Source organism: Microbacterium sp. M28 (genome assembly GCF_025836995.1).
Classification (GTDB): Bacteria; Actinomycetota; Actinomycetes; order Actinomycetales; family Microbacteriaceae; genus Microbacterium.
Map to the genome: position 1 here is coordinate 3,080,544 of NZ_CP107546.1, position 12,592 is coordinate 3,093,135.

Consider the following 12,592-nt stretch of genomic DNA (forward strand, 5'->3'; position numbering starts at 1 on the left):
GTCAGTCTCCTTGTTTCGGTTCGGAGCCGGCAGGGCGGTCTTGCTCTGCCAGCAGGTCGTCGAGGCGGGCGACGCGTGCCCGCCAGAGTTCTTCGTATCGGGCGAGGAGCACCCTGGCGCGGGCGATCATCGCAGGGTCGGCGCGGACGAGCCGCTCGCGTCCCTCGGCGCGCTTGATGATGAGGTGCGCGGCCTCGAGCACGGCGACGTGCTTCTGGACGGCCGCGAACGACATGTCGTATTCGGCGGCGAGTGCCGAGACGGACTGCTCCTGTTCGATCGTCCTGCGCAGGATGTCACGCCGCGTCGACGTCGCCAGTGCGTGGAACACACGGTCGATCTCCGCTTCGCTCAGTTCTGTTTGTGCAACCATTTGGTTGTACGTTACGGCGGAGCGGATGCCGTGTCAAGAGGTTTCCGATCCGAATTGTTGGAGACTGGATCGATGACCCCGAAGATCCCGTCGTTCGCACCGAACGTCGACCACCGTGACGTCGAGCGCTTCTTCACCGATGCCGGCTGGTCGCGCATCGGAGCCGGAGACTGGGCGATCGCACTGCTGTCGTCCGATGGGCAGACGGTCGCGCGGATCAGCCCGTTCGATCCGACAGGGCCCTACACCGCCGAGCTCTACCGTCGCGCCGAGCACACGCTGCTCGTGCCGCGATTGTTCGCGCACCACCGGCTCATCGGCGGCGGAGACCTCATGCTCATGGAACGACTGCACCCCGTCGACCCGGCGGACGCCGCCGGGCTGCACCGCCTCATCGCGGACGAGGACGAGAGCGTCGCCGAGCTCACCGGCGTCCTGCGGGAGATCCACGAGCGCGCCCTCGCCGAGCTGCCGTGGTGCGGGCCGATCGACGAGAATCCGTCGAACGTCATGCGCGGCTCGGACGGCCGGCTCGTCCTGACCGACCCGTTCTACGCCGACGGCCCGGCGTTGTACGCGACTGCCGGGTCGGATCCGGATGCCGTGGTCGCCCGCATCCCGGAGGATCAGCGCCGATTCATGACCGAGATCCCGCTGGCCGCGTCCGGCCCGTGGGATGCCGCGGACCGCGAGGCGATGCGGACCGGCCTCGCCGCGGCCGACGCGCGGAGCTGACCGGTCGGTCGCTGTTCACAACTCCTCACCGATCGCGCGCTCGAATCGCCTTGTCCGCGTGGAATCGCGCATCATGGCGGCCCGAACGCGAGGCGACCGCGATTTCTGAGGAGTTGTGAACCGCGCCGCCGCGTCCGATGCTGACGCCGCACAGTCCAGTCCCCGACATCCGGGACAGATGTCAGGACGATGCCCGGATGTCGGGCGAAACCGGCCCGAACCTCCCGACATCCGGGAATTTCCCCGACATCCGTCCCCGGGCTCAGCCCCGCGCGGGCCGCTTCTCCAGCACTCCGGCGAGCGCGAACGCGACGAGCCCCGCGATCGGAGCGACCAGGAGCCCCGCCTGCAGACTGAACGTCTCGGCGATGAAGCCGACGAACGGCGGCGACAGCAGGAACCCGAGCCGCAGCAGCCACGACACGACCGTGAGTCCGACGCCGTGCCGCAGTCCCGGCAGTTCGTCGGCCGCGTGCATCGCGGCCGGGATGAGCGTCGCGATGCCGAATCCGACGGCGGCGAATCCGGCGATCGTCCCCGGCACGCTCGGGAAGGCCAGGGCGAAGCCGATGCCGACCGCGGCGATGAGGCCGCCGACCCTGGCGACGGCACGCTGGCCGAAGCGGTCGACCAGTCCGTCGCCGAGGAGCCGTCCGATGAACTGCGCACCCACGAGCGCGATGAAGCCCAGTGAGGCGATCGCGGCCGGCGCCCCGAGCGATTCGGACAGATAGAGCGTGGCCCAGGTGTTGCCCGCGTCCTCCGCGACGGCGCCGGCCATCGCGATCAGGGTGAGGGCGACGAGCATCCAGATCGTGCGCGGCCTGACGCCGCGGCGCACGGCGCCCTGGATCTCCGGCACGTCGGCGACGGCATCCTCCGTCGTCTCCTCGTCACGCCCGGGGAGGCAGAACTTCAGGGCGACGAGCGCGACGATCGCGAACAGGGCGGTCGAGATCGACAGATGGATGCCGACCGGGATGCGCAGGGCGATCGCACCCGCCGCCATCGCGCCGCCGAGGACCGCGCCGATCGACCAGATCGCGTGGAAAGAGTTGATGATCGAGCGGCCGTAGCGCTTCTGCACCCGCAGGCCGTGCGCGTTCTGCGCGACGTCCGTGATGGCATCCGATGCCCCGCCGAGGAAGAGGGCCAGGGCGAACAGCACCGCGGACGGCGCGAAGGCGGCGGCCAGCAGTCCGAGGCCGGTGAGCACCGTGCCGACCACGGCGACCCGCGCCGAGCCGATCCGCCGGATCAGGACGGCGGCCGCGAGACCGGCGACGATCGCTCCGGCCGGGAAGGCCGCGACCGAGACGCCGTACGCGATGTTGTCGAGCTCGAGCGCGGCCTTGATCTCGGGGTAGCGCGGCAGGATGTTCGCGAACAGGGCGCCGTTGGTGAGGAACAGCGCGGAGACCGCGATGCGGGCACGCCGGGTCGCGAGGTCCGGGCCGGGCGCAGAAGTCATGCGTACAAGCGTACATGTGACGGCGCACCGCAGAAGTCACAGATCCCCCTCGAGCGCAACCGCTTCGCCGTCGCGCCACCCGCCGCCTACGCTCGGGGGCATGACAGAGCTCACCCAGCCCACCGGCCGCGAGAGCGCCTTGCGCGCCCTCCCCCGCGAGGACGGCGGCGCTCCTCGCGCGCTCGTACTCGGCGCGACGGGGTACATCGGCGGGCGCCTGACGCCCCGTCTGCTCAACGGCGGCTACCGCGTGCGGGTGCTCGCGAGGGATGCCGCCCGCGCCGCGTCCTTCCCCTGGGGATCGGAGTGCGAGATCGTCGAGGGCTCGGCCGACGAGGCGGATGCCGTGCGCACCGCCATGGACGACGTCGACGTCGTCTACTACCTCATCCACTCGATGGGCGCCGGGAAGGGCTTCGAAGATGCCGACCAGCGCGCCGCGACGACGATCGCGCAGGCCACCAAGGATGCCGGTGTGCGCCGGATCGTCTATCTCGGCGGCCTGCATCCGACCGACGTGAAGCTCTCGCCGCATCTGCGTTCGCGCGTCGAGGTCGGCGAGATCCTCCTCGATTCCGGCGTGCCGACGCTCGTGCTGCAGGCGGGTGTCGTGATCGGATCCGGTTCGGCGTCGTTCGAGATGATCCGGCACCTGACCGAGGTGCTGCCGTACATGCCGGCGCCGAAGTGGGTGCGCAACCGCATCCAGCCGATCGCGATCCGCGATGTCCTGCACTACCTGCTCGGTGCCGCGCACGTCGGCGACGAGGTGAATCGTACGGTGGACATCGGCGGCCCTGACGTGCTGCGGTACGGGCAGATGATGAACGGGTACGCCGTCGAGGCAGGTCTTCCCCAGCGCGGCATCGCCGCCCTCCCCGTGCTGACGCCCGAGCTGGCATCGCACTGGGTGAATCTCGTCACCCCGGTCCCCCGCTCGATCGCGCGTCCGCTCGTCGCCTCCCTGCAGAACGAGTGCGTCGTCAAGAACGACGACGTCGACGCGTTGATCCCGCCGCCGGACGGCGGCCTCACCCCGTATCGGACGGCGGTGCGCCTCGCGCTCGGACGCGTCGACGCCGACAGTGTGGAGACGAGCTGGCAGGATGCCGAGGTCTACGGAGCCCCCAGCGACCCGCTTCCCAGTGACCCGGATTGGGCCGGCCGCACCGTGTTCACCGATGCGCGCACCATGCAGACGAAGGCGTCGGTGAACGAGCTGTGGCGCGTGATCGTCGGCATCGGCGGCGAGAACGGCTGGTATTCGTCACCGTTCCTCTGGGCCGTGCGCGGCTGGATGGACCGACTGATGGGCGGCGTCGGGCTGCGCCGCGGGCGCCGCAGCCGCACGAGGGCCCAGGTCGGCGACGCGATCGACTTCTGGCGGGTCGAAGCGGTCGAGGAGCCGGATACCGAGACCGGCGGCCTGCTGCGGCTGCGCGCCGAGATGAAGGTCCCCGGTTCCGCCTGGCTGGAGCTGCGGGCAGTGCCGGATGGCGTGGATGCCCGCTACGAACAGCGGGCGATCTTCTTCCCGCGCGGGCTGACCGGGCGGCTGTACTGGTTCGCCGTCCTGCCGTTCCACGGATCGATCTTCGCCGGCATGGCCGCTCGCATCACCAGCGCCGCCGAGGGAGCGAAGGCCTGACCCGTTCGAATCGCTTTGTTTGCTCGAGATCGGCCGATTTCGAGCAAACAAAGCGATTCGAAACGCCAGGAGATTAAGTCCGCCGTCGGCCGCCGAAGAGGGCGTGCAGCAACGGCAGCGCGGAGACACCGATCAGGATCCAGGCGAGAACCGGCGCCGGCGCCAGCATCAGCGCGCCGCCGACCACGAGCGCCATGAACAGCACGGCCGAGACGACGCGCTTGCCGATGCCGACGAGCGTGTCCAGGCGCCGCTCCAGCCGTGAGGTGTCGAACGACAGCGTGCCGTTGTCGGCGCTGGAGATGACGTCGTCGAGACGCTTCGGCAGACGCCACAGGATGCCGACGTTCGCCGCCGCCTGCTTGCTGAAGTCCTGCACGAGATTGCCGCCCTCATCCTGGAGCAGCTTCGCCGCGTACGGTTCGACCGGGTCCCAGATGTTGAAGGCAGGATCCAGCGCGCTGCACAGCCCCGACGTGAGCGAGACGGCACGGATGAGCAGCAGTAGGTTCTCCGGCAGCTGCACGGGGAGCTCCCGCACCGTGTCGGTGAACTCGGTCGCGAACCCCGTGAACTCGCGCGGGTCGACGTCGCGCAGCTCGGCGAAGCCCATGCCGCCGAAGCGCGCGAACAGGGTGGTCAGAGCCCGTTCGAGCTCCCGCGTGTCCGCGGACGGGAGCAGGACGCCGATCTCCTGCGCGGCCGCGACCAGCCCCTTGCTGTCACGGCCGGCGACCGCGATCACGAGCGTGCGCAATCCTGCCCGCAGCGAGTCCGGGACGGACGTCATCATCCCGAAGTCGACGAACGTGAGCCGCCACGCGGGGCCTCCGGCATCCGCATCCAAGGGCGTGACGAAGATGTTGCCCGGGTGCGGGTCGGCGTGCACGAAGCCGTGCGTGAAGACCTGATCGAGCATGACGTCGGCGAACACGTTCGCCACATCCGTCGGGTCGATCCCGGCCGCCCGGAGCGCCGCCGTGTCGTTGATCTTGATCGCCGTGACGTCGGACAGCGTCAGAACGCGGCGGGTGCTGCGCTCCCAGACGACCTCCGGAGCGGCGACGCGCTGGTCGCCGGCGAAGTCCGCGGCGAACCGTTCGGCGCCGGCCGCTTCGTGCAGATAGTCGATCTCTTCGCGGCACGTCTGCGCGAACTCCTCGACGAGCGCTGGCGCATCGACGCGGTTCGACACCAGCCGCACCCGGCTCGCCCACCGCGCCACGCGCCGCAGGGCGGCGAGATCGGTCGCGACGATCCCGTCGATCCCCGGCCGCTGCACCTTGACGACGACGTCGCGCAGGCCCGTGTCCTCGGCATCCTGATCCGACAGGCGCGCGCGATGCGCCTGCCCGAGGGATGCCGCGGCGAGCGCCGTCTCGTCGAACCACGCATAGGCGCGGGCCAGCGGAACGCCGAGCTCGACCTCGGCGAGCGCGCGGATGTCCGCGAACGGGACGGCGGGGACCTCGTCCTGCAGTCCTTCGAGCTCGGCAGTGATCTCGGGCGGGAGGACGTCGAGGCGCGACGACATGAACTGTCCGACCTTGATCATGAGTCCGCCGAGCTCGACGGCGAGCGCATGGAAGCGGCGCGCGAAACGCTGCAGCCGCGCCGTCCGGGTGCGCTCCGCCCGCGACGCGAGACCGAACCGCGGCAGGACCAGCTCGAACCACCAGACCGTCAGGAACTCGCGCGCCGCGAAGCCCACGATGCGGCGGTAGCGGGCGCGGTGTGCGGGGGTTCCGCGCCCGGCGTCGTCCGCGAACGGCGCGGGCGCGGACGGTGGAGCGGTTGACCCGGCTCGCACGGCATCCGCGTCCTCGTTCACGCCTGCGTCGGCATCCGCCTTGCCCATGCGCGCTCCGATCAGCTGTCGGCGAGGATCGCGTACAGCTTACGGCGCGCCTCGTCGAGCACGTCCACGGCCTTCTGGACCTGGTCGGGGGTACCGGTGCGGGCGACCTGCGCGGCGACGCCGGCGAGTTCCATGCCCGCCTTGGGCAAGGCGGTGAGGTTCGCGGCCGTGCGTCCGCCGAAGGCCTCCCACGGGGCCGGCTTGTCGGCCGCGGCATCCGCCTCGGCCCGGCCGGCCTCGGTGAGCGAGTAGGTCTTGCGACCGTTCTGCTCCTCTGCGGCGATGAGCCCTTCGTCGGCGAGCAGCTGGAGCGTCGGGTAGACCGAGCCGGCACTGGGCTTCCAGGCGCCGCCGGTGCGGTCGGAGATCTCGCTGATGATCTGGTAGCCGTGCATGGGCTGCTCGGCGAGCAGGGCGATGACGGCGGCGCGGACGTCACCGCGGGCCATGCGTGAGGATCCGCCCGGTCGGGGCTGCTCGAACGTCTGGCGGAGCTGCTCGAACGCGTCGAAGATCGATGCTCCTGGTCCGTTGGGTCCGAAGCCGAAACCGCCGGTGGGGAATGAACCGTTCATGATGCCTCCTCGTAGGTGAGCGATAGTCAACGATATGTCGTTAACTCCGCGCGCGGAAGGCCCGGCGCATGTTCGCAGGCACTTCCCAGATCGAACGATTAACGATAGATTCCTACTGTTGCTCGATGAAGGGTCGGAACCGTGGGAAAAGTGACCATCGTGGTGCTGCAGGTCGTGATCGCCTTGGCGCTGCTGGGATCGCTGGTGGTGCAGGCGCTCATCGTGCCCGCGCTCTGGCTCGATCTCGGCGAGGAAGAGCTCTGGGGACGCATCGTCTTCGTGGGGATCATCGCCCTCGGCATCCTGACGATGCAGGTGTTCGCCGTCTCCGTCTGGATGCTGCTCACGAAGGTCAAGCGGGGGTCGATCTTCTCGGCATCCTCGTTCGGATGGGTCAACGCGATCATCGCGTGCTTCGCGGTGGCGGCCGTCCTCGCGCTGACGCTGGCGATCATCCTGGCGCCGGGGTCCATGGCGCCCGGTCTGGTCGGGCTGATCTGCGGGGCATCGCTGGTGCTCGGCGGGATCGCGCTGCTCGTCGTCGTCATGAAGGCGCTGCTGCGCCAGGCGATCGCCAGAGAGGACGAGGCGCAGGCGCTGCGCTCCGAACTGGGCGAGGTCATCTGATGCCGGTGATCGTCGACATCGACGTCATGCTCGCGCGCCGCAAGATGGGTGTCGGAGAGCTCGCCGAACGGATCGGCATCACGCCGACCAACCTCGCCGTGCTCAAGAACGGACGGGCCAAGGCAGTCCGGTTCACGACGCTGGATGCGCTGTGCGAGGCGCTCGAGTGCCAGCCGGGCGACCTGCTTCGGTGGGTGCCGGAGGATGCCGCGGGCTGAGCCGGCTGCGCGAGATCAGGAGAGTGGCTCGAGATCAGGACGATCCGGCCGGGATCGTCCTGATCTCAGGCAGACGCCCTGATCTCGCCGCACGGACTCAGCGCGCGGCGAGCAGCTTCTCGAGCCGACCGACCTCGCCCCTCGCCATGGCGTACGTGTGCTCGGACGCCGGGTAAGCCCCGCTGCGCACCTCGTCGGCGTAAGCCGTGACACCGGCGATGGCATCCGTGCGCAGGTCGGCGTAACGGCGCACGAAGCGCGCGGCTCCGCCGGCGTGGATGCCGAGCAGATCATGGAACACGAGCACCTGCCCGTCGGCATCCGCTCCGGCACCGATCCCGACGACGGGGATCTCAAGCAGCGGCATGAGCGCAGCCGTCACCTCGGACGGGACGGCCTCGATGACGAGCATCGTGCATCCGGCATCCTGCAGCGCGATGGCGTCGTCGATCACGGCGAGCGCGGCGTCGGCACGCCGTCCCTGTGCGCGGTAGCCGCCGAACGACGCGGCCGTCTGCGGGGTGAGTCCGACGTGTCCGACGACGGGAATTCCTGCCGACACGAGCGCGCGGGCCCGATCGATCGACGTGCCGCCGCGTTCGATCTTGACGAGGTCGACGCCGGCTTCCTTGACGAAGCGTCGTGCCGTCGCGATGGCCTCGGCGTCGGATGCCTCGTACGAGCCGAACGGCAGATCACCGACGAGCAGGGGACGTTCGAGGCCCCGCCGCACGGCCTTGGTGAGCATGAGCATCTCGTCGATCGTGACCGGGACGGTGCTGTCGTAGCCGAGCACCGTCATCGCGGCGGAGTCGCCGACCAGCACGACGTCGACACCGGCAGCCTCGACGATCTGCGCGCTGGGGTGGTCGTAGGCGGTCACCATGACGATCTTCTCGCCGGCGGCCTTCTTGGCGGCGAGGTCGCGCAGCGTGAGACGCCGGGCAGGGGCGGGGCGCGCGCTCATCAGGCGACCAGCTCTCCGACGGCGGCGTCGATCTGGACGATCGCGTTGGTGGGGTCGACGTGAACGACCACCGGCTCGTAGCCCTCGAAGTCTTCGCGGGAGTAGTCCGCGTAGGAGATGACGATGATCGTGTCGCCGGTGTGCACGAGGCGGGCGGCGGCGCCGTTGACCTTGATCTCGCCGGTCCCGCGTTCGCCTGCCAGCGTGTACGTGACGAACCGGGCGCCGTTGTTCACGTCGACGACGTGCACCTGCTCGTACGGCAGGATGTCGGCGGCGTCGAGCAGGTCGGGGTCGACCGTGATGGATCCGACGTAGTTCAGATCGCTGGCCGTGATGGTCGCGCGGTGGATCTTCGACTTCAGCATGGTGCGTCGCATCAGGCGTCGCCTCTCAGGGTGTGGTTGTCGATCAGTCGGGCGGCGCCGACGCGGGCGGCGACGGCGAGGAGGGTGTCGTTCCGAGTGGTCGCGACGGGCTCGAGGGTCTCGGCATCGCGGAGTTCGAGGTATTCCGGGCTGATCCCGGCGCCGTCGAGGACCTCGAGGGCTGCCGTGCGGATGACTGCGGCATCCCGAGCGCCGGCGTCGTGGACGGCATGCGCGGCATCGAGTGCGCGGCTGAGGGCTGTCGCCTGCGCGCGGGCATCCGGGTCGAGGTAGACGTTGCGCGAGCTCATGGCGAGCCCGTCGGCCTCGCGCACGATCGGGCAGGCTTCGATGCGGACGTCGAGGTTCAGGTCGCGCACGACGCGGCGGACGACGAGCACCTGCTGGGCATCCTTCTGCCCGAAATACGCGACGTCGGGGCGGACGATCCCGAAAAGCTTGATCACGACGGTCGCGACGCCGTCGAAGTGATGGATGCCGCGGCTCGCGCCGTCCAGCACCTCGGTGATGCCGGCGACGTGGACCGTGGTCGCGAACCCGTCGGGGTAGACCTCGGACGGCTCGGGCGCGAAGAGGACGTCGACGCCCTCGGCTTCAGCGAGCGCCGCGTCACGGGCTTCGTCGCGGGGGTAGGTGCTGAGGTCCTCGTTCGCCGCGAACTGGGTCGGATTGACGAACAGCGAGACGACGACGAGATCGTTGTGGGCGCGGGCCTCGCGCATGAGGGAGAGGTGGCCCTCGTGGAAGGCCCCCATCGTGGGGACGAGGCCGACGGTGCGGTGTTCGGCACGCGCGGCCTGCACGGTGGCGCGGATCTCGGTGATGGTGCGGAGGATCTTCATGCGTCTCCTCCACTCGTCCCTGCAGCGGGGTTCTCCGCTCCGTGAGCGAGGGAGCGCCCCTTCTCCGTTCGTTGAGCGAGGGAGCGCAGCGACCGAGTCGAAACGCGCTCACCCCGAGCGACCACCCCTGTCGCGTTCGCGAGCGCATCGAACAGCACGTCGAGGCCTTCCCGCTCCGCGGCCTCGCGTTGCCGCTCGACGGTCGCGATGTCGCCGCGGGCGATGGGGCCGGTCAGGGCCTCGCTCGCGCCGCGTTCGCGCCAGTTATCGACGCTCTGTCGGACCAGCGGCGCGAGCAGGTCGCGAGCGTCCGAGACGCCGGCGGACTCGGCGAGGTGCTCTGCGGCATCCAGCACGGTCAACACGAAGTTCGAGGCGAAGGATGCCGCCGCGTGATAGCTCGCACGGTGGGCGTCATCGACGGGGAACGGCCGAGCGCCGACGGCGCGGGCGAGGTGTTCCGCCGCCTCGCGGGCGATCGGCGTGCGCCCGTCGATCGCGGCGCCGATGCCGTGGAAGACCTCGGGCGACTCGGTGCCGGTGAAGGTCTGAAGCGGGTGGATGCTGAAGTCGACGTCGGTCAGCGGCGTGGCGCCCGAGACGTGGCCGAGCAGGGTGACGTGCGGTCGCGTGCGCGCCGCCGCCTCGGGGATCGCCGCATCCGGGACACAGAGGAGTGCGATGTCACTCTGCGGGATCTCGTCGGTGCGGCCGGAGGGCCCGCGGACGTCGAACTCCGTGGCGCGCAGCGCCCGTGCAAGGACCGTGCCGAGGCGGCCGGCACCGACAACGGCGATGGTCGCGTCCGACGTGAGAACAGCGGCAGGATTCATGGCGGATTCCGGTCGAAAACGGGCTGCGGGGATGACCCGAGTATCCGCCTGAGGCGGCATCCGCTCCAAATCTGGAATCAGATAATCAAATCAGCATGCAGATCCACTAGGCATTCTGCTTCATTTGACCCATACGTGCTGGCCGATTTGATTCCACCGATGTCCGCGGTACGAGCTCAGCCGAGTTCGCGCAGCTCTGAAGTGCGCTCGCCTCCGGCGTCCCCGGTGTTGACCGTGCCCTGCGGCTCGAACAGCAGCGCGTGCACCTCGCCGTCCGCCTTCGGGCAGTGCTCGACGCCCTTCGGGACGACGAACACGTCGTTCGGCCCGAGGACGACATCGCGGTCGCGGAGCTGGATCGTCAGCTCCCCGCTGATCACCATGAAGAGTTCATCGGTGTCGGGATGCGTGTGCCAGACGAACTCGCCCTGAAGCTTCACGACCTTGACGTCGTAATCGTTGATGCTCGTCAGGCGGTGCGGCTGCCAGTGCTCCGAGATCGCGGCGAGAGCGGTGTCGATGTTGCGGACGTCGGTGGTCATGGTTCGAGCGTAGAGCCCGTTGCGGGATGCCGGGGCGGGCGTGTGCTCCGCCCCCGGCATCCGATTTCAGAGCCGCTCGAGTCGCAGCGTCGCGGTAGCGCTGTGCGCCGCCATGCCCTCGGAATCCGAGATCACCTGCACGGCGTTCGCGAGCTCGGGCGTCGCCTCACGGGCGATCCGCTGATAGGTCAGCGGCTTCAGGAAGCGCGACACCGACAGACCGGCGCTGTGCTTGGCCCCACCGGCCGTCGGCAGAACGTGGTTGGTGCCCGCCATGCCCTTGTCCGAGTAGGCGACGGTGCTCCACGGCCCGATGAACAGCGACCCGTAGTTGCGGAGGTTCTCGTGGTACCAGTCGTCGTCGGCGGTGAGCAGCTCGAGGTGCTCGGGGGCGAGGTCGTCCATCAACGCCGCCGCGGTCTCACGGTCCTTCGCGACGGTGACCACGCCGTAGTTGCGCCACGCGGGGCCGCAGATCTCGGCGGTCGACAGGGTCTCGAGCTGACGCTCCACGGCTGCGATGACCGCCTTGCCGTGCTCCTCGGATGTCGTGACGAGCGCAGCGGGCGAGTTCGGACCGTGCTCGGCCTGGCCGAGCAGGTCAGCGGCGACGAGCTCGGGGTCGGCGGTCTCATCGGAGATCACCGCGACCTCGCTGGGACCGGCGAGCAGATCGATCGCGACGGTGCCGAACAGCTGGCGCTTGGCCTCTGCCACGAAGGCGTTGCCCGCGCCGACGAGCATATCGACCGGCAGGTCTCCGAGCAGTCCGTACGCCATGGCGGCGAGCGCCTGCACACCGCCGAGCACGAACACGCGATCGACCCCGGAGAGGTGCGCGGCGTAGACGACCGCGTCGTTCGCGTTGCCGTCGGGCTGCGGCGGGGTGCACGCGATGACCGTGGGGACGCCGGCGGCCTTGGCGACGCCGACGGTCATGAAGGCGCTGGCCGTCAGGGGGAAGCGGCCGGCGGGAAGATAGGCGCCGACCCGCGAGACGGGGACGTACCGCGCGCCGGTGACCAGCCCCGGGACGAGCTCGGTCTCGAAGTCCTTCAGGTGCGCACGCGACTCCTTCGCGAACGCCTGGGTCCGCGCGGCGCCGAGTTCGATCGCCTCGCGCAGGTCGCTCGGCAGACGATCACCGCTGGACGCGATCTGCGCGGCGGAGAGTTCGATGTCGCGGCCGTCGTACCGGTCCAGCGTGCGCGCGTAGTCCAGGACGGCGTCGATGCCGCGCTTCTGGATGTCGCTGAGCATCCCGGAGACGGTCTCGATGACCGCGGGATCGCGCTGCGCTGCCGGGGCATCGATGAGCGGGGTTTTGAGGTGGTGGTAGGAGCCGTCGAGGCTCTGCAGAACGGGTGAGCTGTAGCGCATAGGAGCAGATTACGATCGGCGTGAACATCGGACAAGCCGGGACATCATTGTGTCTTTCATAGGGCTTGCCTATGGTTTTGCCACAGGTAAATCCATTGCCACCTATCGCCGCGTCCGCATTGCCGCCGGGTCGT

The 12,592-nt window shown here is 69.5% G+C and carries 14 protein-coding genes; 4 read left to right on the plus strand and 10 right to left on the minus strand.

Translation table 11 applies throughout. The features are described from left to right. Nucleotide 1 precedes the first annotated feature (1 nt). Complete coding sequence (locus OED01_RS14895) at nt 2-373, minus strand: ArsR/SmtB family transcription factor (RefSeq protein WP_264156063.1); 372 nt, start codon at nt 371-373, stop codon at nt 2-4. 72 nt (nt 374-445) lie between these two features. On the opposite strand from OED01_RS14895, the gene OED01_RS14900 reads away from it, so the two are divergent. Next, nucleotides 446-1,108, plus strand: coding sequence for a hypothetical protein (locus tag OED01_RS14900; protein ID WP_264156064.1), 663 nt, complete (start codon nt 446-448; stop codon nt 1,106-1,108). 262 nt (nt 1,109-1,370) lie between these two features. Here OED01_RS14900 and OED01_RS14905 read toward each other — a convergent pair whose 3' ends face one another. Beyond that, nucleotides 1,371-2,579, minus strand: a complete 1,209-nt coding sequence (locus tag OED01_RS14905) for an MFS transporter (RefSeq protein WP_264156065.1) — start codon at nt 2,577-2,579, stop codon at nt 1,371-1,373. Nucleotides 2,580-2,679: 100 nt separating this feature from the next. On the opposite strand from OED01_RS14905, the gene OED01_RS14910 reads away from it, so the two are divergent. Further along, the gene (locus OED01_RS14910) at nt 2,680-4,227 is read left to right on the plus strand and encodes an SDR family oxidoreductase (RefSeq protein WP_264156066.1); all 1,548 of its coding nucleotides are present in this window, start codon (nt 2,680-2,682) and stop codon (nt 4,225-4,227) included. Nucleotides 4,228-4,300: 73 nt separating this feature from the next. Here the strand turns inward: OED01_RS14910 and OED01_RS14915 are convergent, their stop codons facing one another. Both OED01_RS14915 and OED01_RS14920 read right to left on the minus strand, forming a co-directional pair. Next, complete coding sequence (locus OED01_RS14915; RefSeq protein WP_264156067.1) at nt 4,301-6,085, minus strand: ABC1 kinase family protein; 1,785 nt, start codon at nt 6,083-6,085, stop codon at nt 4,301-4,303. A gap of 11 nt (nt 6,086-6,096) precedes the next feature. Then, a complete protein-coding gene (locus tag OED01_RS14920; protein ID WP_264156068.1) occupies nt 6,097-6,660 on the minus strand; it encodes a PadR family transcriptional regulator in 564 nt (187 codons plus the stop codon). 141 nt (nt 6,661-6,801) lie between these two features. Between OED01_RS14920 and OED01_RS14925 the strand changes: the two genes are divergently transcribed. Together OED01_RS14925 and OED01_RS14930 are read left to right on the plus strand one after the other, a co-directional pair. Further along, nucleotides 6,802-7,287, plus strand: coding sequence for a DUF2975 domain-containing protein (locus tag OED01_RS14925; protein WP_264156069.1), 486 nt, complete (start codon nt 6,802-6,804; stop codon nt 7,285-7,287). After that, nucleotides 7,287-7,505: a helix-turn-helix domain-containing protein gene (locus tag OED01_RS14930; RefSeq protein ID WP_264156070.1), complete on the plus strand. Its 219-nt coding sequence runs from the start codon at nt 7,287-7,289 to the stop codon at nt 7,503-7,505. Before OED01_RS14925 ends, OED01_RS14930 begins: the two co-directional genes overlap by 1 nt. Nucleotides 7,506-7,602: 97 nt before the next feature. Here the strand turns inward: OED01_RS14930 and panB are convergent, their stop codons facing one another. The 6 genes from panB to hisD all read right to left on the minus strand — a co-directional run bounded on the left by panB (nt 7,603) and on the right by hisD (nt 12,458). Beyond that, nucleotides 7,603-8,472 carry a 3-methyl-2-oxobutanoate hydroxymethyltransferase gene (panB, locus tag OED01_RS14935; protein ID WP_264156071.1) on the minus strand — a complete coding sequence of 290 codons (870 nt, stop codon included), beginning with the start codon at nt 8,470-8,472 and terminating at the stop codon, nt 7,603-7,605. Next, a complete protein-coding gene (panD, locus tag OED01_RS14940; protein ID WP_264156072.1) occupies nt 8,472-8,852 on the minus strand; it encodes an aspartate 1-decarboxylase in 381 nt (126 codons plus the stop codon). The genes panB and panD overlap by 1 nt, the downstream gene beginning before the upstream one ends. Continuing rightward, nucleotides 8,852-9,703 (minus strand): pantoate--beta-alanine ligase, encoded by an 852-nt coding sequence (gene panC, locus OED01_RS14945; RefSeq protein ID WP_264156073.1) that lies wholly within the window; start codon nt 9,701-9,703, stop codon nt 8,852-8,854. The genes panD and panC overlap by 1 nt, the downstream gene beginning before the upstream one ends. Beyond that, nucleotides 9,700-10,536, minus strand: a complete 837-nt coding sequence (locus tag OED01_RS14950) for a Rossmann-like and DUF2520 domain-containing protein (protein ID WP_264156074.1) — start codon at nt 10,534-10,536, stop codon at nt 9,700-9,702. The genes panC and OED01_RS14950 overlap by 4 nt, the downstream gene beginning before the upstream one ends. A gap of 176 nt (nt 10,537-10,712) precedes the next feature. Next, on the minus strand, nt 10,713-11,078 hold the full coding sequence (locus tag OED01_RS14955) for a cupin domain-containing protein (RefSeq protein ID WP_264156075.1): 366 nt from the start codon (nt 11,076-11,078) through the stop codon (nt 10,713-10,715). Nucleotides 11,079-11,144: 66 nt separating this feature from the next. Further along, a complete protein-coding gene (gene hisD, locus OED01_RS14960; protein ID WP_264156076.1) occupies nt 11,145-12,458 on the minus strand; it encodes a histidinol dehydrogenase in 1,314 nt (437 codons plus the stop codon). Between the last annotated feature and the right edge of the window lie 134 nt (nt 12,459-12,592).

What these genes read in the sequence shown, in the direction of transcription:
- OED01_RS14955 (WP_264156075.1), bottom strand. Translation starts at nt 11,078, where the DNA reads ATGACCACCGACGTCCGCAACATCGACACCGCTCTCGCCGCGATCTCG.
- panC (WP_264156073.1), bottom strand. Translation starts at nt 9,703, where the DNA reads ATGAAGATCCTCCGCACCATCACCGAGATCCGCGCCACCGTGCAGGCC.
- OED01_RS14930 (WP_264156070.1), top strand. Translation starts at nt 7,287, where the DNA reads ATGCCGGTGATCGTCGACATCGACGTCATGCTCGCGCGCCGCAAGATG.
- OED01_RS14910 (WP_264156066.1), top strand. Translation starts at nt 2,680, where the DNA reads ATGACAGAGCTCACCCAGCCCACCGGCCGCGAGAGCGCCTTGCGCGCC.
- OED01_RS14900 (WP_264156064.1), top strand. Translation starts at nt 446, where the DNA reads ATGACCCCGAAGATCCCGTCGTTCGCACCGAACGTCGACCACCGTGAC.
- OED01_RS14950 (WP_264156074.1), bottom strand. Translation starts at nt 10,536, where the DNA reads ATGAATCCTGCCGCTGTTCTCACGTCGGACGCGACCATCGCCGTTGTC.
- OED01_RS14915 (WP_264156067.1), bottom strand. Translation starts at nt 6,085, where the DNA reads ATGGGCAAGGCGGATGCCGACGCAGGCGTGAACGAGGACGCGGATGCC.
- hisD (WP_264156076.1), bottom strand. Translation starts at nt 12,458, where the DNA reads ATGCGCTACAGCTCACCCGTTCTGCAGAGCCTCGACGGCTCCTACCAC.
- OED01_RS14920 (WP_264156068.1), bottom strand. Translation starts at nt 6,660, where the DNA reads ATGAACGGTTCATTCCCCACCGGCGGTTTCGGCTTCGGACCCAACGGA.
- OED01_RS14895 (WP_264156063.1), bottom strand. Translation starts at nt 373, where the DNA reads ATGGTTGCACAAACAGAACTGAGCGAAGCGGAGATCGACCGTGTGTTC.
- panD (WP_264156072.1), bottom strand. Translation starts at nt 8,852, where the DNA reads ATGCGACGCACCATGCTGAAGTCGAAGATCCACCGCGCGACCATCACG.
- panB (WP_264156071.1), bottom strand. Translation starts at nt 8,472, where the DNA reads ATGAGCGCGCGCCCCGCCCCTGCCCGGCGTCTCACGCTGCGCGACCTC.
- OED01_RS14905 (WP_264156065.1), bottom strand. Translation starts at nt 2,579, where the DNA reads ATGACTTCTGCGCCCGGCCCGGACCTCGCGACCCGGCGTGCCCGCATC.